The following is a 19,517-nucleotide window of genomic DNA, read 5'->3' on the forward strand; positions in this document are numbered from 1 at the left end:
GGTAGAGAAACATGGCAAAACTTGATCTGACAAAGTACGGGATTACCGGCGTGAAGGAAATCGTCCATAATCCGTCCTATGAACAGCTTTTCGAAGAAGAGATGAAGGCCGACCTCACGGGATTTGAGAAGGGAAAGCTCACGGAGCTTGATGCCGTGAATGTCATGACGGGCGTCTTTACGGGTCGTTCGCCGAAGGATAAGTTCATCGTCATGGACGAGAACTCCAAGGATACGGTCTGGTGGACCTCGGACGCCTATCCGAACGACAACCATCCGGCAAGCCAGGAGACGTGGGAAGAGCTCAAGAAGATCGCGAAGCAGGAGCTTTCCGACAAGCGTCTCTTCGTCGTCGACGCTTTCTGTGGTGCGAACAAGAATACGCGCATGGCCGTGCGCTTCATCGTCGAGGTCGCATGGCAGGCGCATTTCGTCAGCAATATGTTCATCCTGCCATCGAAGGAGGAGTTGGAGAACTTCGAGCCGGATTTCGTTGTCTACAATGCGTCGAAAGCGAAGGTCGAGAACTACAAGGAACTCGGACTTCATTCGGAGACGGCGGTCGCCTTCAACATCACGAGCCGCGAGCAGGTCATCATCAATACGTGGTACGGCGGCGAGATGAAGAAGGGCATTTTCTCGATGATGAACTACTACCTGCCGTTGAAGGGCATCGCCGCCATGCACTGCTCGGCCAATACGGATCTTGAGGGCAAGAACACGGCGATCTTCTTTGGCCTCTCGGGTACGGGAAAGACGACGCTCTCGACCGACCCGAAGCGCCTCTTGATCGGCGACGACGAGCATGGCTGGGACGACAACGGCGTCTTCAACTTCGAGGGCGGTTGCTACGCGAAGGTCATCAACCTCGACAAGGATTCTGAGCCGGACATCTACAACGCCATTTGCCGCGATGCTCTCCTGGAGAATGTCACGGTCGACGAGAATGGCAAGATCGATTTTGCCGACAAGTCCGTGACGGAGAATACGCGCGTCTCCTATCCTATCGATCACATCAAGAACATCGTGCGTCCGATTTCTTCTGCGCCTCCGGCTAAAGAGGTCATCTTCCTTTCGGCGGACGCCTTCGGCGTACTGCCGCCCGTCGCCATCCTGACGCCGGAGCAGATGGAGTATTACTTCCTCTCGGGCTTCACGGCGAAGCTTGCGGGCACAGAGCGCGGCATCACGGAGCCGACGCCGACGTTCTCGGCATGCTTCGGTCAGGCGTTCCTCGAACTGCCGCCGACGAAGTATGCACAGGAGCTCGTCAAGAGGGTGCGCCAGAGCGATGCCAAGGCATACCTCGTGAACACGGGCTGGAACGGCACGGGCAAGCGCATTTCCATCAAGGATACACGCGGCATCATCGACGCGATCCTGAACGGCTCGATCAACAAGGCGCCGACGAAGAAGCTCAAGTACTTTGAGTTCGACATCCCGACGGAGCTCGCAGGCGTCGACACGAAGATCCTCGACCCGCGCGACACTTATGCCGATCCGGCTGAGTGGGACAAGAAGGCGCAGGATCTCGCCGGCCGCTTCATCAAGAATTTCAAGAAGTACGAGACGGATGATGAGGGCAGGGTGCTCGTCGCTGCCGGTCCGAAACTCTAAGCAGCTTTCGGGCGGCTTTTGGGCGAAAGCGCTTCCGACAATATCGTGATATGGAAGGGGCGCAAAAAAGCGTGCCATGAAGAAAGAGCTCGCCTGCGATTCGATGCGGAGGCGGGTTCTTTTATGTTTTGTATCTTTCGGAGAGGGGGCGGCCATGGAGCTGCAGACAAGCCTTTTGGAGCTTAAGGGCGTCGGCGCGAAGAAATACGAGGCGCTGAACAAGATCGGCCTCTTTACCGTCTATGATCTCCTGACCTATTATCCGCGCACATACGAAGACAGGCGCGTGCTGACGCCGCTCGCCGCGATCGCGGTCGGTGAGCAGCAGGCGGTCACAGGCGTCATCCGTCATATAGCCGAGAGGCGCACGGGGCGCGGCATTCATATCCTGAGCGTCGATATTGACGACGGCACGGGCTTTCTGCAAGTCACGTTCTTCAATCAGAAGTTCCTCAAGGGAAAGCTCAAGGCGGGGATGCAGCTCTTCGCTGTCGGCAAGATCGACTATGCCTTCGGCGGGCGCGGCAAGAAGCAGATGAGCCAGGTCAAGGACTTCTCCCTGATGGAAAAAGGCGGGGAAGCGGCTCTGGGCATCCTGCCGGTCTATGCGGCTTCGGGCAGTCTGAATCAGAAGTTTTTCCGCACGCTTCTCACAGGAGTCTTTCAAGGAATTGGCAAGATCGTGGAGACCTTGCCCGAGAGCATCTGCCAGCGCTATCGTCTCGTCGCGCGAGAGGAGGCGTATCGCGAGGTGCATTTTCCCGAATCGCCCGAGGCGCTGCATCTCGCGCGGGAAAGGCTGATTTTCGAGGAGCTTTACCTCATCCAGTGCGGGCTTCTTCTCCTGCGCCGCGAGAGCCGCGAAAAGAGGAAGGGCGTGCGCCATCTCGGCGCGAGCCGCCTTTCGCGCGGGGCGCGTGAGGCTCTGCCGTTTCGGTTGACGGAGGATCAGGAAAAGGCGTGGCGCGACATTCGGCAGGACATGGAGCTTGCCTTGCCGATGCGCCGTCTCGTGCAGGGCGACGTCAGCTCGGGCAAGACGGCGCTCGCCCTCTTGGCGCTCGTCAAGACGGTGGAAAACGGCTTTCAGGGCGCATTCATGGCGCCGACGGAAATCTTGGCGCGTCAGCATTTCGACAAGTTCAGCGAATTGCTGCGAGATTTGCCTGTGCGGCTGCTGCTCCTGACAGGAAGACTGTCGAAGAAGGAGCGCGAGGCGGCGTACGCGGCAATCGAGGCGCACGATGTCGATATCGTGATCGGCACGCATGCCCTGATTCAGGAGCCTGTCGCCTTCGCGGCGCTCGGCCTCGTCGTGACGGACGAGCAGCATCGCTTCGGCGTCGAGCAGCGAGCGGCGCTCGAAAAGCGTGCGCACCTGACGCCCGACATGCTCGTCATGACGGCGACGCCGATCCCGCGCACGATGACGCTGACGGTCTACGGCGACCTTGACGTCTCGCGCATCGAACACCTGCCGCCGGGGCGCGTGCCCGTTGAAACCTTCGTGCGCACGCCCGCGAGGCGCGACCTCATCTACCGCTTCGTGCGCCAAGAGATTGAACGGGGCAGGCAGGCCTACGTCGTCTGCCCGCTCGTCGAAGAGAGCGACACGCTTGATCTGCCGTCGGCGCAGGAGGTCTACGCAGAACTCAGTGCAGGCGTGTTTCGTGAAGTGCGATGCGGCCTCGTGCACGGCAAGCTCCGGGGCAAGGAGAAGGAAGCCGTCATGGCGGACTTCCACGCGGGTAAGCTCGATGTCCTCGTGACGACGACGGTCATCGAGGTGGGCGTAGACGTGCCGAACGCGAGCATCATGGTCATCGAGAACGCCGAGCGCTTCGGCCTCGCGCAGCTTCACCAGCTGCGCGGACGCGTGGGCAGGGGGGCGCATCGCTCCTACTGCATCCTCGTTTCGGCGGCGCGAACCGCTGCCGCGAAGAAGCGTCTTGCCCTTTTGGAGAGCGTGCGCGACGGATTTGTGCTCGCCGAGGAGGACTTGAAGCTCAGAGGCCCCGGCCAATTCTTCGGCGCGATGCAGCATGGCTTGCCTGACCTCAAGATGGCGGACGCCCTGCGCGACGTCGATATCCTGCTCAAGGCGCGACGCGCGGCGCTCGAAACGATGGAAAGCCCCGCGATGCGCAAGGAGGTCGCTGAAATCCTGCGGCTTGAGTACAAGGAATTTTTTGCGAAGATCACGGAGGTCTGAAAGGGCGTGCGCGGCTGCATCTTCGATACATCTCCCATCCGATGGTATGGGGAATAAAATAAAAAAGAAAGACCGTTTTTGGCAGGAGTTTCCTGTGCCTTTGGGGAATACTAAAAAGATACGAATTTCGCATTTACGGAGGAAGTTTCATGGTAGAGGCAGCGGAGAAGTTCAAGCGATATTTGCAGAGGCATAAGATTGACAGCTTTGAGCGCGAGGAGCTTGGCGATGAGCATGAGAGCGTGATTTTTCGTTCGACCGTCGAGGTGCAGGGACAGTATGTGCCGCTCGGGGTCATTTTCGACGATACGATCTATGTGATCGTGCGCGCCAATCTCGCGCCGAAGGCGCTGAACGATGACAACGCTTATGAGGTGACGAACTTCATCATGCGCTTGAACAACGGCAACAAGCTGTTCAAGTATTATCTTGCGCCCGATACGTCTGTCATCCTTGACGCCTGCATCCCGATGACGCAGAAGAACTATTCGGCCGATCTCGTCAATACGATCGTGGGCGTCGTCGCGCGGGAGGTAAAGAAGCGTCACAGCGAGTTCATGGGCTTGATTTGGCAGAAGGCCTGAGATGCGGAAATATTGAAGCCGTGTCGTTCGAGAGGTGATTTTGTGCTGAAGAAGGGAATAATTCTGGCGGGCGGCTCGGGCACGCGGCTCTATCCGCTGACCAAGGTCGTGTCGAAGCAGCTCATGCCGGTCTTTGACAAGCCGATGATTTACTATCCACTGAGCACGTTGATGCTCGCCGGGCTAAAGGACATCCTCGTCATCACGACGCCGCAGGACAGCGCGATGTTTTCTGCCATGCTCGGTGACGGCAGCCAGTGGGGCATCCATATCTCTTATGCCGTGCAGCCGAGTCCCGACGGTCTGGCGCAGGCGTTCCTCATCGGCGAGGATTTCATCGGCGGCGACGGCTGTGCGCTCGTGCTGGGCGACAACATCTTTTACGGCGCCGATCTTGCACGGCTTCTGCAGCGTGCGACGGCACGCGAGGCGGGCGCGACGGTGTTCGCCTACTACGTGCGCGATCCAAAGCGCTACGGTGTCGTGGAGTTTGATGAGACGGGATGCGCTGTCAGTTTGGAGGAGAAGCCCGAGACGCCGCGCTCGAACTATGCGGTGACGGGGCTGTACTTCTACGACAACGATGTCGTTGAAATCGCGAAGGCGGTCAGGCCGTCGGCACGCGGCGAGCTTGAGATCACGGATGTGAACCGCGCGTATTTGGAGCGCGGCGACCTTCAGGTAGAGAAGATGCGCAGGGGGTTCGCGTGGCTCGATACGGGCACGCATGAATCGCTTTTGCAGGCGGCGACGTTCGTCGAGACGATTCAGGATCGTCAGGGTCTCAAGATCGCTTGCATCGAGGAGATCGCCTACCGCATGGGGCATATTGATGCGGAGCAGGTTCTTCGCCTCGCGCAGCCTTTGATGAAGAACGACTACGGGCGCTATTTGGAGCAGCTGGTGAACTTTCAGGACATATGTTCAGCCGTGGAGCAGAACGACAGGGGCTTCTTTTGACCCCGTTTCTAGCACGGCATCATCAACGAGGCACGCTGTACATATGTCCTCACGCCTTACAGAAGTCTAGCCAATCGGTCCGCGCCCCTTGGGATTGACCTCTTGGGGCTTCATGGTAAAGGGATAGGAGAACGAGAAATGAATGTGACGGAAACGCGCCTCAAGGGTGTCTTTATCTTGGAGCCGCAGGTGTTCGGCGATGCACGCGGCTGGTTTATGGAGAGCTGGTCGAAAAAGAAGATGGAAGAGGCAGGTCTCTTCTACGACTTCGTGCAGGACAATCAGTCTTTCTCAGCGGAAAAGGGTACGCTACGCGGACTTCACTACCAGAAGAATCCCATGGCGCAGGCGAAACTCCTGCGCTGCACGCGCGGCGAGATCTTAGACGTCGCCGTTGACATACGAAAGGGATCGCCGCAGTATGCGAAGTGGGTTTCCGTGCGCCTTTCGGCGGAAAACAAGCGGCAGCTGATGATTCCGCGCGGTTTCGCGCACGGCTTCATTACACTGACGGACGACGTCGAGGTGCAGTACAAGGCGGACAATTACTATGCGCCGGAATGCGACGGCAACATTCTTTGGAGCGATCCTGCCATCGGCGTCGACTGGGAGATTGCGCCGACGGTTCTTTCGGCGAAGGACGAGGCGGCGCCGACGCTCGCCGAACGGGAATCCCAGCTCAATTTCGTCTATGGGGAGGAAGAAGCGTGAAGTATCTTGTGACCGGCGGCGCCGGCTTTATCGGCAGCAATTTCGTTCACTATATGATGAAGGCGCACGAGGACGCGGAGATTCTTTGCGTCGATGCGCTGACGTATGCGGGCGACTATGAATCCCTGCTCGACCTCGCGGACGCACCGCGTTTTCGCTTCGCCCACTGCAATATATGCGATCGCGAGGCGATCTACGCGCTCTTTCGCGCTGAGCAACCCGATGTCGTTGTGAATTTCGCGGCGGAAAGTCATGTCGATCGCTCGATCGAGACGCCGGAGATTTTCCTGCAGACGAACATCATCGGCACGAGCGTTCTCATGGACGCCTGCCGCGAGTACGGCATTTCGCGCTACCATCAGGTGTCGACGGATGAAGTCTACGGCGATTTGCCGCTCGACCGCCCCGACCTCTTCTTCACCGAGGAGACGCCCTTGCATACGTCGAGCCCGTATTCATCCTCGAAGGCGAGCGCTGATCTCCTCGTGCTCGCTTACAGCCGCACATACGGCCTGCCCGTGACGATCTCGCGCTGCTCGAATAACTATGGCCCGTACCATTTCCCCGAAAAACTCATCCCGCTGATGATTGTCAAGGCGCTTGCCGACGAGCAGCTTCCCGTCTACGGCGACGGCGCCAACGTGCGCGACTGGCTCTACGTCGAGGATCACTGCCGCGCCATCGACCTCGTGCTGCAGAAGGGGCGCACGGGAGAGGTATACAACATCGGCGGTCACAACGAACGCGCCAACATCGATGTCGTCAAGGTCATCCTTCGCGCCTTGAAGAAGCCTGAGAGCCTCATCTCGTATGTGGCAGACAGGAAGGGGCACGACCGCCGCTATGCGATCGATCCGACGAAAATTCATACGGAACTCGGCTGGTTGCCCGAGACGAGATTCGAAGATGGAATCGAGCGCACGATTGCATGGTATCTGGAAAACCGCGCATGGTGGCAGCATATCCTCGACGGCAGCTATCGAAAAGCGTATCCGAGCACATGAAATTTTTGCAAAAAAAGGCTTGCGCTTTTTGCTTTCGTGCTGTATACTAGCAAAGTAACTTGTCCACGGGGGCGTAGCTCAGCTGGGAGAGCGCTTGCATGGCATGCAAGAGGTCAGGGGTTCGATCCCCCTCGTCTCCACCATAGGGTATTCAGGCGGCTTTCTGCTTAGGCGCAGAAGCCGCTTTTTGTTTTCTAGAAAATGCGGGAGGATTTCTCCTGTCGAAGGGAGGCTGCGGCATGGGCGAACTGCCGAGCATACATCAGTTGGAATGTTTCATCATTTACGGCAGGGTTAGGAACTTCTCGCTTGCCGCACAGGAAGCGAATATCACGCAGTCGGCGTTCAGCGTGCAGATGAAGAAGCTCGAAGAGGCGGTCGGCGTCACTTTGATCCGCCGCTCGACGCGCGGCAGCGACTTGACGGAGGCGGGCACGGCGTTTCTGGCGAAGGCGCAGCTTTGCGTCGAGCAGCTGAGGGACGCGGTGGCGGAGATGCAGGAAAGCGTAAAGCGCACTCCTGCCGAGCTGAATGTCGCCGTACTGCGCTCTCTGGGCGATGTTCACATGAATCGTCATGTATCGTACTTTCAGAAGCAGAATGAGAAGATTTGCCTCAATGTTTTTGAAATGGAGGAAGATGAGATTCGATGCGGGATTCTGGAAGACCGCATCGACGTTGCCTCGGTATATCGTCTGGAAGGAATGAGTTTTGACGGATGGGAGTGCGTGCATTTTTCCGATGATGACATCGTTTTCTATGCGCCCTGCCTTGCGCCCGCCGAAGGCGATGCGGCAAGATCTTGGGCGGCGAAGCAGCCGCTCGTGTTTTACCCCGCGAAGTCGTCGATGAACCGCGTCTACGAACGCTACTTCAGCGAAGAGATGCCCATAGTGGCGGCGCGCCTTTCGACGCCGTATGCGATGGTGCATTTTTGTCGGGAAAATCCGGCAGGGGCACTCCTGCCGCGCCGCTTCATCGAAGCGCTCAGCATCACGTCGGGTTTCGCTTCCCTTGCCCCCGCGCTGACGCTCGACGCTGTGCTTGTATATAAGAAGGAAAACCCGCGTCTGCGCCATATTCGCACCTACGTTGAACATGTTCAGCAAATTTATCAGAGTACGATCTGAAAGCTGCAATAAAGGAATATTGTTGGGGAAGTTATCGCTTTTTGCGATAACTTCCATCTTTTTTATGCGCTATACAAAACGGAGGTCGATGCTTATAATCGGGTACAGTTCATTTTTAATTTAAGAAATCGCCGCAGCGCTAAGGAGCGCGTTCGGCAAAGAAAGGTCGTTGTTAAACGTGGAACATGAAAAGTTATGGACGAAGGAGTTCATCCTTGATACCTTGGTGAACTTCTTGATCTATATCATCTATTACATGCTCATGGTCATCATCGCATCCGAAGCGATCAAGACGCTCAACGCGTCGATGAGCGAGGCGGGGCTTGCATCCGGCATCTTCATCCTCGGCACATTGCTCGCACGCATGGTCGCCGGTCATTCCATCGAGCTTTATGGAAGAAAGTTCATGCTCTATGCGGGTATCGTCTTCTATCTTGCCACGACGCTCTTGTACTTTTTCGTTGATTCCCTTTCCATGCTCTACATCGTGCGCTGTCTGAACGGCATCGGCTACGGCATTGCTTCGACGGCGACGAGCACGATCGTATCGAGCATCATTCCTGTGACGCGCCGCGGCGAGGGCATCAACTACTACGCCTTGAGCATGAGCCTCGCCGCCGCTATCGGCCCGTTCCTCGGCATGCTCATGCAGCATACGATGACGTTCAATTACATCATTGATTTCTGCGTCGCCATGCTCGTCGTCTGCCTCGCCGCCATCGTCGCCCTCAAGGTGCCGGAGATGGAGCTTTCGGAAGAGAAGAAGGCGGAGCTTAAGAAGTTCAGCATCAGCAACTTCTTGGAGCCGAAGGTCACGTCCATTTCCATCGTGGCGTTCATCATGGGCATCAGCTATTCGAGTGTCCTGAGCTTCCTTGCGACGTATGCGCAGGAACTTGGCCTCATCGGCGCAGGCACGGTATTCTTCCTTGTCTACGCGCTGACGATCACGCTCGCACGTCCTGTTGCCGGCGTCATGTTCGACCGCAAGGGAGAGGACTTCGTGATGTACCCGACGTATGCGTGCCTTGCCATCGGGCTTCTGCTCCTGAGCGTCACGACGCAAAGCTGGACGCTTCTCCTCGCGGGCGTGTTCGTCGGTCTCGGCTACGGCACGTTCATGTCGAATGGGCAGGCAATCTGCGTGAAGCTCGTCACCGAGTATCGCATCGGCGTCGCCGTATCGACGTACTTTATCGCTCTCGACCTCGGTCTCGGCGTCGGCCCCTATGCGCTCGGCGCGTTCAAGGACGGCATTGGTTTCGAGGGCATCTATGCCGCATGCGGTGCAGCTGCGCTCCTCTGCGCAGGGCTTTACTACCTGCTCTATGCGAGGAAGCGCGACGTTGCGCCCGTGGTGGAGATGAAGCTGGAAACAGAAGCAGAGTGAAAGAACAAAAAAAGGGGGGCTGCGGCAAGCGGCTCCTCTTTTTTGTTCTATTCCAGTGGACAAAAAGAACGAAAAGAAAGATGTTGACAGGCACGACGTCTTCGTGTAGAATAGGTCAAGTCGCGAAGAGAGCGGACAGCAAGTGAAAGGTTCGGAGAAGAACGGCTCCCGAGTCCTGGCGGACATGAAAACGGTGCTTGACAAAATTCACTGAAGCGAGTATACTAAATAAGCTAGCTCAACTGAGTGGCGAACAGCCGAAGAAATTCGGCGGTGTTCCTTGAAAACTAAACAATGCAGAAATGAATCATCTATATGATTCAAGCCAGATGTCCATCAAGAGGAATCTTGATGAAACATCGATTGTGAACTACATTTGTAAAAGCAATCGACAATTTCTTTATGCGGTTCGAAAGAATCGTATCCAAAGATAAAAAGAGCCAATCATGGCTCTCTGCAAACTGCAAAGTGATTTTCATTAATTCTACTGTGATGATACCACAGTCGGAGTTAGTGAAAAAAACGCAGGGATTTTTTCGCTAGGCAAGGAACGGCGAAGCGGCGCCCCGCAGACGTACTCGCGTACGTCGAGGAAGCGGCGCGAAGCCGTGACGCAGCATAGCGGAAAAAGACCAAGTTTTTTCGGAGAGTTTGATCCTGGCTCAGGACGAACGCTGGCGGCGTGCTTAACACATGCAAGTCGAACGGGAACCTTTATTTCGGTAAAGGTGAGAGTGGCAAACGGGTGAGTAACACGTAGGCAACCTGCCGACAGGATGGGGACAACATTCCGAAAGGAATGCTAATACCGAATGGAGTCCGGGGATGGCATCATCCTCGGATAAAAGATGGCCTCTGAATATGCTATCGCCTGTCGATGGGCCTGCGTCTGATTAGCCAGTTGGCGGGGTAACGGCCCACCAAAGCGACGATCAGTAGCCGGTCTGAGAGGATGAACGGCCACATTGGGACTGAGACACGGCCCAGACTCCTACGGGAGGCAGCAGTGGGGAATCTTCCACAATGGGCGAAAGCCTGATGGAGCAACGCCGCGTGAGTGAAGAAGGTCTTCGGATCGTAAAGCTCTGTTGCACGGGACGAAAACCGAGCTTGAGAATATTGAGTTTGGGTGACGGTACCGAGCGAGGAAGCCACGGCTAACTACGTGCCAGCAGCCGCGGTAATACGTAGGTGGCGAGCGTTGTCCGGAATTATTGGGCGTAAAGGGAGCGCAGGCGGACATATAAGTCCATCTTAAAAGTGCGGGGCTCAACCCCGTGAGGGGATGGAAACTGTATGCCTTGAGTGCAGGAGAGGAAAGCGGAATTCCCAGTGTAGCGGTGAAATGCGTAGATATTGGGAGGAACACCAGTGGCGAAGGCGGCTTTCTGGACTGTAACTGACGCTGAGGCTCGAAAGCCAGGGGAGCGAACGGGATTAGATACCCCGGTAGTCCTGGCCGTAAACGATGAATGCTAGGTGTAGGAGGTATCGACCCCTCCTGTGCCGGAGTTAACGCAATAAGCATTCCGCCTGGGGAGTACGGTCGCAAGACTGAAACTCAAAGGAATTGACGGGGGCCCGCACAAGCGGTGGAGTATGTGGTTTAATTCGACGCAACGCGAAGAACCTTACCAGGGCTTGACATTGAGTGAAAGAGCTAGAGATAGCTTCCTCCCTTCGGGGACACGAAAACAGGTGGTGCATGGCTGTCGTCAGCTCGTGTCGTGAGATGTTGGGTTAAGTCCCGCAACGAGCGCAACCCCTGTCCTTTGTTGCCAGCGCGTAATGGCGGGAACTCAAAGGAGACTGCCGCGGAGAACGCGGAGGAAGGCGGGGATGACGTCAAGTCATCATGCCCCTTATGTCCTGGGCTACACACGTACTACAATGGGATGGACAGAGGGAAGCGAAGGCGTGAGCCGGAGCGGACCCCACAAACCATCCCCCAGTTCGGATTGCAGGCTGCAACCCGCCTGCATGAAGTCGGAATCGCTAGTAATCGCAGGTCAGCATACTGCGGTGAATACGTTCCCGGGCCTTGTACACACCGCCCGTCACACCACGGAAGTCATTCACGCCCAAAGCCGGTGGGCCAACCGCAAGGAGGCAGCTGTCTAAGGCGGGGGCGATGACTGGGGTGAAGTCGTAACAAGGTAGCCGTATCGGAAGGTGCGGCTGGATCACCTCCTTTCTAAGGTGCTGAGCTGTTCGTGAAGCAAGCCGCAAGGCAAAGCTGAACAGAAAAAGCTTAAACTTTAAGTCGAGGCATCAGGTTTTCTGCATTGTCTAGTTTTGAGGGAACACAAATCTCTCAAACTTGACCTTCTCGTTGGATTATACCAGCGGTAAGGTCAGGCGTACCTTGAAAACTACACAGAAGACAAAATGAAAGAAAATCATCGAAGGCTGTGAGAAATCACGGCAAAGATTTTCCGAACATTTTAGGATCACAAACCAAACCAAGAACATCAGAAATGATGCCTTGAGGCGAAACGCACGGCGAAAGCCGTGGAAAAGTCAAGCTACGAAAGGCATACGGTGGATGCCTTGGCGTCAGGAGTCGAAGAAGGACGCGATAAGCTGCGAAAAGCCGTGGGGAGCCGCAAATAGGCCTCGAGCCACGGATGTCCGAATGGGGCAACCCAGTGCGAGTCATGTCGCACTACCCGAAAGGGAGACAAACCCGGTGAACTGAAACATCTAAGTAGCCGGAGGAAAAGTAATCAAACGAGATTCCCTCAGTAGCGGCGAGCGAAGCGGGAAGAGCCCAAACCGAAAGCTTTCGGGCTTTCGGGGTTGAGGACCAGCACAAAGGGAAAGCAGTCTAGTGGAACGGCATGGGAAGGCCGGGCGAAGAGAGTGAGACCCTCGTACACGAAAGGCTGAAGAACGGGCTGGAATCCAGAGTACCACGGGACACGAGGAACCCTGTGGGAAGCCGGGTGGACCACCATCCAAGGCAAAATACTACCTGACGACCGATAGAGGAAAGTACCGTGAGGGAAAGGCGAAAAGAACCGCGGGAGCGGAGTGAAATAGAACCTGAAACCGTATGTCCACAAGCAGTCGAAGCGCTTTATATGCGCGACGGCGTGCCTATTGAAGAATGAACCGGCGAGTTATCCTGTCGAGCGAGGTTAAGCGGAAAACGCGGAGCCGAAGCGAAAGCGAGTCTTAAAAGGGCGAAGAGTTCGGCGGGGTAGACCCGAAACCACAGTGATCTATGCATGGCCAGGCTGAAACTCAGGTAAAATTGAGCGGAGGGCCGAACCCGTGAGTGTTGAAAAACTTTGGGATGAGCTGTGCATAGGGGTGAAATGCCAATCGAACGTGGAGATAGCTGGTTCTCCCCGAAATAGCTTTAGGGCTAGCCTCGAGTGATGCATGCAGACGGTAGAGCACTGATCGGGCAAGGGGGCGTAAAGCCTACCGACCCCAGTCAAACTGCGAATGGCTGCATGTCAAACTCGGGAGTCAGCGTGCGAGTGATAAGACCCGTACGCAAGAGGGAAACAGCCCAGACCGCCAGCTAAGGTCCCCAATGCTGTACTAAGTGGAAAAGGATGTAGGAATTCGAAAACAACCAGGATGTTGGCTCAGAAGCAGCCACCATTTAAAGAGTGCGTAATAGCTCACTGGTCGAGAGTCCCTGCGCCGAAAATATCCGGGGCTCAAGTACAGAACCGAAGCTGCGGCTGCATACGAAAGTATGCGGGGTAGGGGAGCGTACCATGCGCGGCGAAGCCGTACCGGAAGGAGCGGTGGAGTGCATGGCAGTGAGAATGCCGGTATGAGTAGCGAAAAGGCCAGCAAGAATCTGGCCCACCGAAAGCCTGAGGTTTCCTGGGCAACGCTCGTCGTCCCAGGGTCAGTCGGGACCTAAGCCGAGGCAGCAAGCATAGGCGATGGACAACTGGTGAATATTCCAGTACCGCAGAGAGTCGTTTGAGTGATGGAGTGACGCAGGAGGGAGCTTGGGCGCGCGAATGGAAGAGCGCGTCGAAGCCGGTAGGCTGCAAGGGAGGCAAATCCCCCTTGTAAAAGCCGAGACGTGACAGGGAGGCAAACCTATGGGTGAGCCGAAGCCAAGCGGACCACACTGCCGAGAAAAGCTTCTAGCGAGACGAACTGCGCCCGTACCGAAACCGACACAGGCAGGCAGGGAGAGGATCCTAAGGTGCGCGGGAAAACCCTCGTTAAGGAACTCTGCAAATTGCATCCGTAACTTCGGGAAAAGGATGGCCGGAACTGGTGAAGACCCATGCGGTTGGAGCCGGGGCCGGCGACAGAAGAGAAGCCCAAGCGACTGTTTACCACAAACACAGGTGCCTGCAAAAGAGAAATCTGACGTATAGGTGCTGACGCCTGCCCGGTGCTGGAAGGTTAAGGGGAGAGGTCAGGAGCAATCCGAAGCCTTGAGCTGAAGCCCCAGTAAACGGCGGCCGTAACTATAACGGTCCTAAGGTAGCGAAATTCCTTGTCGGGTAAGTTCCGACCCGCACGAAAGGCGTAACGATTTGGGCACTGTCTCGACGAGGGGCCCGGTGAAATTGAAATACCTGTGAAGATGCAGGTTACCCGCGACTGGACAGAAAGACCCCATGGAGCTTTACTGCAGCTTGGCATTGATGCCCGGCGAATGATGTACAGGATAGGTGGGAGGCTAAGAAAGGCGGCCGCAAGGACGCCCGGAGCCGCTGTTGGGATACCACCCTTCATTCGCTGGTCATCTAACCGGAGTAGTTACGACACTCGGGACAGTGCCAGGTGGGCAGTTTGACTGGGGCGGTCGCCTCCGAAAGAGCAACGGAGGCGTCCAAAGGTTCCCTCAGCGCGGACAGAAATCGCGCGAAGAGCATAAAGGCAGAAGGGAGCTTGACTGCGAGACCGACAAGTCGAGCAGGTACGAAAGTAGGGCTTAGTGATCCGGTGGAATGAGAGTGGAATTGCCATCGCTCAACGGATAAAAGCTACCCTGGGGATAACAGGCTAATCTCTCCCAAGAGTCCATATCGACGGGGAGGTTTGGCACCTCGATGTCGGCTCATCACATCCTGGGGCTGAAGCAGGTCCCAAGGGTTGGGCTGTTCGCCCATTAAAGTGGTACGTGAGCTGGGTTCAGAACGTCGTGAGACAGTTCGGTCCATATCCATCGCGGGCGGAAGAAACCTGAAGGGGGCTGCTCCTAGTACGAGAGGACCGGAGTGGACGGACCAACGGTGTACCAGTCATGGCGCCAGCCGTGCAGCTGGGTAGCTGCGTCCGGAAAGGATAAACGCTGAAAGCATCTAAGCGTGAAACCAGCCCTAAGATGAAGTTTCTCACGGAGTAATCCGGTAAGGCGCCTCAAAGACGATGAGGTTGATAGGCGGGGAGTGGAAGCGCCGCAAGGCGTGCAGCCGACCCGTACTAATACGCCGAGGGCTTGACTCGCATAGCCCATCCAAGAGGCAAACCCCGCAGGGGTGCAACCGATTGGCAAAGGGGCTAGCGTGCGAAAACGTCCCAAGAGCGCAAGCTGAAAGCGCAGCGCGATTGGCCGACGTTGACCGCTGCTGACTGCCTCAAGGCAGGGAGAAGCGTGAGACGCGCGTACATTTCGCCTCTAAAATGTTCCATTGAGTCTTCTGTATAGTTTTGAAGGCACGCAAACCTTCACGAAATCCAGTGGCGATAGCTGAGTGGTTCCACCTGTTCCCATCCCGAACACAGTCGTTAAGCACTCATACGTCGAAAGTACTTGGTTGGAGACGACCTGGGAGGATAGAAAGCTGCTGGTTCTGACATGCCACCGCTTTTGCGGTGGCATACCTTATGGCGGCTGTGGTGAAGTGGTTAACACACTGGATTGTGGCTCCAGCATTCGTGGGTTCGAGCCCCACCAGTCGCCCCATCTTAGGGGTATAGCTCAACTGGTAGAGCAACGGTCTCCAAAACCGTAGGTTGTGAGTTCAAGTCTTACTGCCCCTGCCATTGTCATATTGGCCTCATTTCTTGGAAATGAGGTTTTTTTTGCGCCCCGAGAGGGGCGCAATCCATTCATTCCTTAATGATGCTTTCCAAGGCAAGCTCGATCATGTCGTTGAAGGAGCGTTCGCGCTCTTCGGGCGTCGCACGCGCTTCGTCGCAGGTGATGTGGTCGCTGACCGTGAAGATGCCGAGCGCCTGCACGCCGAATTTGGCTGCGATCAGGTAGAGCGCCGCCGTTTCCATCTCGGCGGCGAGCACGCCGTAGCCGAGGAGTTTGGCGAAGTCGATCTCGTCGTCGTAGAAGCGATCCTGCGACAGCACGTTGCCGACGCGCACGGGCAGATGCTTTTCGCGCGCATGGTGTACGGCACTTTCCAACAGCGAGAAATCGGCGAGCGGTGCAAAGTTGACGGACGTGCCGAAGATATTTTTCGGCATGGAAGAATCCGTCGTCGTTCCCTGCGCGATGACGACATCGCGGATGTGGAGATCCTTGGCGAGCGCACCGCAGCTGCCGACGCGGATGAGCTTCTTCGCACCGTAGATGCTGATCAGCTCATGCACATAGATGGCGATGGACGGCATGCCCATGCCCGTACCCTGAACGGAAACGGGCGTGCCCTTGTAGCTTCCCGTATAGCCGAGCACGTTGCGCACATGCGAGTATTCTTTAGCGTCCGTGAGAAAGTTTTCGGCGATGTACTTCGCACGCAGCGGATCGCCGGGCAGCAGGATGCGCTCGGCAATATCACCGACTTCGGCGGAGTTGTGTGGTGTTGGCATGATGGATTCCTCCTTGGAATAGTTTCATAAGAATATTATAAGGGATACACAGGAATTTGCAAGGGAGACAGCGAGAAGAAAATGCGCTATAATAGTACGTGCATAAACATATCATATAGGAACGATATACAAGCCAGCCCTGAGTTTATCCGTGCTTCCACGAGAAACGCAGGAAAAATCCAAGCGGAGGAAAAGAAATGAAGATTTCGACGAGAGGGAGATATGCGCTGCGGCTCATGATGGATATCGCCATGAACGGGCAGAACGAGCCTGTGCGCATCAAGGATATTGCGCGAAGACAGGAGATCTCGGAAAAGTATCTGGAGCAGATTGTCTCCGTGCTGAACAAAGCGGGCTTCGTCAAGAGCAGCCGCGGACCGCAGGGCGGCTATCGCCTGATGCGTGCGCCGCAGGAATATACGGCAGGCAGCATCCTGTGTCTGATCGAGGGAAGTCTCGCGCCCGTCGCTTGTATGGACATGGAGGAGAACGACTGTCCAAGACACGAGAGATGTGCGACGCTCTTCCTGTGGCAGAAGCTGCATGAGGCGATGAAGGATGTCATTGAGAACGTCTCGCTTTCCGATCTCATCGAGATGCAGCGGGAACTCGATGAGAAAAAGAGTTAACGCTGTTCGGAAAAAGAAAATTCATGACAAAAATGCTTGAATGGTGTAAACTTATGGGAGCATTATGAAATTGTAGGTATGTAGGTGATGGGATGTTCATCCATTCGATGTTTCTCTTGATAAAGAAGGACCTTGCCTTGCTGGAAGAGGAGCTTCTGCAGGCGGTTGTCTCGCCTGTAGACCGCATCACGGAGATCGGTACGCATCTCGTGAAGTCCGGCGGCAAGAGGCTGCGCCCTGCGCTCTTTTTGCTTGCGGCACGCTCTAGCAAGGATTTTGACGCGAAAAAAATGATGCCGCTCGCCGTTGCGCTCGAGCTGATCCACATGGCGTCGCTCGTCCATGACGACGTGCTCGATCATGCCGATACGCGGCGCGGCGCGGTGACGGCGAACGCCATGTGGGGCAATCAGCAGGCGATTCTCTCGGGCGACTACTTCTTCGCGCGCGCGTTTTTGCTCATCGTCGAGAACGGCTTCGGCGAGCGCGTTTCGGGGCGCGTCGCGCAGCTCATCATGGATCTGAGCTCGGGCGAGATCATCCAGAACAAGGAACTTTACCGCGCCTCGCGCGATGTCGAGGAGTATTATGAGCGCATCGCGAAGAAGACGGCGAACTTTCTCGCCATCTGCTGTGAGCTTGGCGCCATCGCGACGAATCTCGGTGCGGAGGCGGAGCGGGGGCTTCGTGCCTACGGCAAGTACGTCGGTATGGCGTTCCAGATTACGGACGACCTTCTCGATCTGACCTCGAACGAGAAGAAGATCGGCAAGCCTGCGGGCAACGACATCCATGAGGGCATCGTGACTTTGCCCGTGATTCGTGCGCTTGAGGTCAGCTCCGAGCGTGAGGAGCTTCTTTCCATCGTGACGAACCCTTCGATGACGCGCGAAGACGTCGAGCGTGCGCTCGTCATCGTGCGTGCGTCCGACGGCATCGAATATGCGCGTGCCAAGGTTCGTGAGTTCCTTACCGAAGCGAAGGAGGCTCTGCCTGCCGCTCTGCCCGACAAGGTGCGCGATACCTTCTGCAAGGCGGCGGACTACATCGCGAAGCGCGAATCGTAAGTTTTGCTTGAAGTATGCAAGGTCTGCCTTGTGCAGTTCTTTAAGGGGGAAAAGCTATGTTCAACTTGGGCTTTCCTGAGCTCATCCTCATTCTCGTCATCGCGCTCGTGGTATTCGGCCCGGGCAAATTGCCCGAGATCGGACGCGCCGTTGGCAAGGGTCTCAGCGAGTTCAAAAAGGCGACGAACAATCTGATGTCCGACGTGAATAAGCCGATCGAAAGTGCCGCGCCGCCGAGTGTGCAGCAGCCGCCGATGCAGACGATTGCCGAACCGCCGGCGGGGCAGCAGCCGCTTGCACCCGAGCCGATGAATGGGGCGCAGACGACTGCCGCAGAAGGCGATGCAGCGAAGAAGCAGGAAAGCGAGGGGAGATAGAAAATGCTGAGCCTTTATGAGCTTGGAGCCATCCTCCTCGTCGCACTCATCATTTTCGGCCCGCGCAAACTGCCTGAGATCGGCAAGGCGCTCGGCAGGAGCGTGAAGGAGTTCAAGGAAGGCAAGGACGAGGTCGAAAAGAGCACCGTCGACGTCACGCCCGAGTCGTCGACGCTTGCCAAAAAAGATGAGAAGAGCGAAAAATGACGTACGAAAAGCATGAGCAGCCGCAAGGCTTGAACGATGGAAAGGCAGGGGCAGGGCACGAGCCGCAGATGCAGCAGCCGCCTGAGCCGCCGATCCAGCAGATGCACGAGCCGTCGATGCAGCAGCTGTCTGAGCCGCGAGAACAAGCGGGGCAGCAGGCGCCGGAGGAGCGCAGGGACGGCAGCATGTCCATCATCGCGCATCTCGAAGAACTGCGGAAGCGGCTGATCTATTCGATTGCCGCCGTCGCCGTCGGAAGCGGCGTCGCCTACTTCTACATCGACGAGATCATGCGCTGCTTGACGGCGCCTGCGGGAAAACTCTACTACATGCAGCCGGCAGAGGCGTTCTTCACCTATCTGAAGATTGCGGTCTTTGGCGGCTTTTTGCTCGCTCTGCCCGTCATCTTCTACGAGATTTGGCGCTTCATCCTGCCGGCCTTGACCGTGCGCGAGAGAAAGGCGCTGCTCCTCATCGTGCCGCTTTCCGTCGTGCTCTTCGTCGTCGGCATCGCCTTTTCCTTCACCCTTGTATTGCCCGCCGCCATCCGCTTCTTCATAGGCTTCGGCACGGACAATCTGGAGCCGCTTTTTTCCTTAGGAAAGTACCTTGACTTCGTGTTGGCGTTCATCCTGCCGTTTGGCTGCATCTTTGAACTGCCGCTCATCATCGTGGTTCTCGCGAAGCTCGGGTTCGTCGGCTCTGCCTTTCTCTGGAAGCAGCAGCGCATCGTGGTGTTTCTGTCTTTCGTCATCGGCGCTGTCATTTCCCCGACACCCGATGTTTTTTCTCAGACGATGATCGCCGTGCCCATGATCCTCCTCTATGAGATCAGCTACGTCATCGTTCGTTTTATTTTGCGCAAATAAGGAGG

Annotated in this window: 14 protein-coding genes, 3 tRNA genes and 3 rRNA genes; 19 read left to right on the top strand and 1 reads right to left on the bottom strand. The window is 56.4% G+C overall.

Annotation, left to right across the window (positions count from 1 at the left end; genetic code table 11):
* Window positions 1-11 precede the first annotated feature (11 nt).
* From pckA to SELSP_RS04160, 14 genes are all read left to right on the top strand, one after another.
* The gene (pckA, locus tag SELSP_RS04095; protein ID WP_006192471.1) at window positions 12-1,616 is read left to right on the top strand and encodes a phosphoenolpyruvate carboxykinase (ATP); all 1,605 of its coding nucleotides are present in this window, start codon (window positions 12-14) and stop codon (window positions 1,614-1,616) included.
* 154 nt (window positions 1,617-1,770) lie between these two features.
* Window positions 1,771-3,828 (top strand): ATP-dependent DNA helicase RecG, encoded by a 2,058-nt coding sequence (gene recG / locus SELSP_RS04100; RefSeq protein WP_013740705.1) that lies wholly within the window; start codon window positions 1,771-1,773, stop codon window positions 3,826-3,828.
* Between the two features lie 149 nt (window positions 3,829-3,977).
* Window positions 3,978-4,412 (top strand): hypothetical protein, encoded by a 435-nt coding sequence (locus SELSP_RS04105; protein WP_006192469.1) that lies wholly within the window; start codon window positions 3,978-3,980, stop codon window positions 4,410-4,412.
* 42 nt (window positions 4,413-4,454) lie between these two features.
* The gene (gene rfbA / locus SELSP_RS04110) at window positions 4,455-5,372 is read left to right on the top strand and encodes a glucose-1-phosphate thymidylyltransferase RfbA (RefSeq protein WP_006192468.1); all 918 of its coding nucleotides are present in this window, start codon (window positions 4,455-4,457) and stop codon (window positions 5,370-5,372) included.
* A 138-nt stretch (window positions 5,373-5,510) separates the two neighbouring features.
* The gene (rfbC, locus tag SELSP_RS04115) at window positions 5,511-6,083 is read left to right on the top strand and encodes a dTDP-4-dehydrorhamnose 3,5-epimerase (protein WP_006192467.1); all 573 of its coding nucleotides are present in this window, start codon (window positions 5,511-5,513) and stop codon (window positions 6,081-6,083) included.
* Entirely contained in the window at window positions 6,080-7,087 is a 1,008-nt protein-coding gene (gene rfbB, locus SELSP_RS04120; protein WP_006192466.1) for a dTDP-glucose 4,6-dehydratase, read from the top strand. The genes rfbC and rfbB overlap by 4 nt, the downstream gene beginning before the upstream one ends.
* Before the next feature lie 67 nt (window positions 7,088-7,154).
* Window positions 7,155-7,230 (top strand) — tRNA-Ala (locus tag SELSP_RS04125).
* 96 nt (window positions 7,231-7,326) lie between these two features.
* A complete protein-coding gene (locus tag SELSP_RS04130) occupies window positions 7,327-8,217 on the top strand; it encodes a LysR family transcriptional regulator (RefSeq protein WP_006192465.1) in 891 nt (296 codons plus the stop codon).
* 178 nt (window positions 8,218-8,395) lie between these two features.
* A complete protein-coding gene (locus tag SELSP_RS04135) occupies window positions 8,396-9,607 on the top strand; it encodes an MFS transporter (RefSeq protein ID WP_006192464.1) in 1,212 nt (403 codons plus the stop codon).
* A gap of 639 nt (window positions 9,608-10,246) precedes the next feature.
* Window positions 10,247-11,801, top strand: a 16S ribosomal RNA gene (locus SELSP_RS04140).
* A 324-nt stretch (window positions 11,802-12,125) separates the two neighbouring features.
* Window positions 12,126-15,043: ribosomal RNA gene (locus SELSP_RS04145) — 23S ribosomal RNA — on the top strand.
* Between the two features lie 230 nt (window positions 15,044-15,273).
* A 5S ribosomal RNA gene (rrf, locus tag SELSP_RS04150) occupies window positions 15,274-15,390 on the top strand.
* Together the 16S, 23S and 5S rRNA genes with 2 tRNA genes alongside form the textbook arrangement of a ribosomal RNA operon.
* Before the next feature lie 37 nt (window positions 15,391-15,427).
* Window positions 15,428-15,503, top strand: a tRNA-His gene (locus tag SELSP_RS04155).
* Between the two features lie 4 nt (window positions 15,504-15,507).
* Window positions 15,508-15,583 (top strand) — tRNA-Trp (locus tag SELSP_RS04160).
* Window positions 15,584-15,649: 66 nt separating this feature from the next.
* On the opposite strand, the gene deoD is transcribed toward SELSP_RS04160, so the two are convergent.
* On the bottom strand, window positions 15,650-16,363 hold the full coding sequence (deoD, locus tag SELSP_RS04165) for a purine-nucleoside phosphorylase (protein ID WP_006192921.1): 714 nt from the start codon (window positions 16,361-16,363) through the stop codon (window positions 15,650-15,652).
* A gap of 197 nt (window positions 16,364-16,560) precedes the next feature.
* Between deoD and SELSP_RS04170 the strand changes: the two genes are divergently transcribed.
* From SELSP_RS04170 to tatC, 5 genes are all read left to right on the top strand, one after another.
* On the top strand, window positions 16,561-16,992 hold the full coding sequence (locus SELSP_RS04170) for an RrF2 family transcriptional regulator (protein WP_006192922.1): 432 nt from the start codon (window positions 16,561-16,563) through the stop codon (window positions 16,990-16,992).
* A gap of 92 nt (window positions 16,993-17,084) precedes the next feature.
* Window positions 17,085-18,059, top strand: a complete 975-nt coding sequence (locus tag SELSP_RS04175) for a polyprenyl synthetase family protein (protein WP_006192923.1) — start codon at window positions 17,085-17,087, stop codon at window positions 18,057-18,059.
* Window positions 18,060-18,115: 56 nt separating this feature from the next.
* Entirely contained in the window at window positions 18,116-18,436 is a 321-nt protein-coding gene (locus SELSP_RS04180) for a Sec-independent protein translocase subunit TatA/TatB (protein WP_006192924.1), read from the top strand.
* Window positions 18,437-18,439: 3 nt separating this feature from the next.
* Entirely contained in the window at window positions 18,440-18,643 is a 204-nt protein-coding gene (locus tag SELSP_RS04185) for a Sec-independent protein translocase subunit TatA/TatB (protein WP_006192925.1), read from the top strand.
* The gene (gene tatC, locus SELSP_RS04190) at window positions 18,640-19,512 is read left to right on the top strand and encodes a twin-arginine translocase subunit TatC (protein ID WP_006192926.1); all 873 of its coding nucleotides are present in this window, start codon (window positions 18,640-18,642) and stop codon (window positions 19,510-19,512) included. Before SELSP_RS04185 ends, tatC begins: the two co-directional genes overlap by 4 nt.
* Window positions 19,513-19,517: the final 5 nt, after the last annotated feature.

Source organism: Selenomonas sputigena ATCC 35185 (genome assembly GCF_000208405.1).
In the GTDB taxonomy this organism is placed as follows: Bacteria; Bacillota; Negativicutes; order Selenomonadales; family Selenomonadaceae; genus Selenomonas; species Selenomonas sputigena.

Bases quoted from the DNA above. Each gene is read 5' to 3' on its own strand.
- pckA (WP_006192471.1), top strand. From the start codon at position 12: ATGGCAAAACTTGATCTGACAAAGTACGGGATTACCGGCGTGAAGGAA.
- recG (WP_013740705.1), top strand. From the start codon at position 1,771: ATGGAGCTGCAGACAAGCCTTTTGGAGCTTAAGGGCGTCGGCGCGAAG.
- SELSP_RS04105 (WP_006192469.1), top strand. From the start codon at position 3,978: ATGGTAGAGGCAGCGGAGAAGTTCAAGCGATATTTGCAGAGGCATAAG.
- rfbC (WP_006192467.1), top strand. From the start codon at position 5,511: ATGAATGTGACGGAAACGCGCCTCAAGGGTGTCTTTATCTTGGAGCCG.
- SELSP_RS04130 (WP_006192465.1), top strand. From the start codon at position 7,327: ATGGGCGAACTGCCGAGCATACATCAGTTGGAATGTTTCATCATTTAC.
- deoD (WP_006192921.1), bottom strand. From the start codon at position 16,363: ATGCCAACACCACACAACTCCGCCGAAGTCGGTGATATTGCCGAGCGC.
- SELSP_RS04170 (WP_006192922.1), top strand. From the start codon at position 16,561: ATGAAGATTTCGACGAGAGGGAGATATGCGCTGCGGCTCATGATGGAT.
- SELSP_RS04175 (WP_006192923.1), top strand. From the start codon at position 17,085: ATGTTCATCCATTCGATGTTTCTCTTGATAAAGAAGGACCTTGCCTTG.
- SELSP_RS04180 (WP_006192924.1), top strand. From the start codon at position 18,116: ATGTTCAACTTGGGCTTTCCTGAGCTCATCCTCATTCTCGTCATCGCG.
- SELSP_RS04185 (WP_006192925.1), top strand. From the start codon at position 18,440: ATGCTGAGCCTTTATGAGCTTGGAGCCATCCTCCTCGTCGCACTCATC.
- tatC (WP_006192926.1), top strand. From the start codon at position 18,640: ATGACGTACGAAAAGCATGAGCAGCCGCAAGGCTTGAACGATGGAAAG.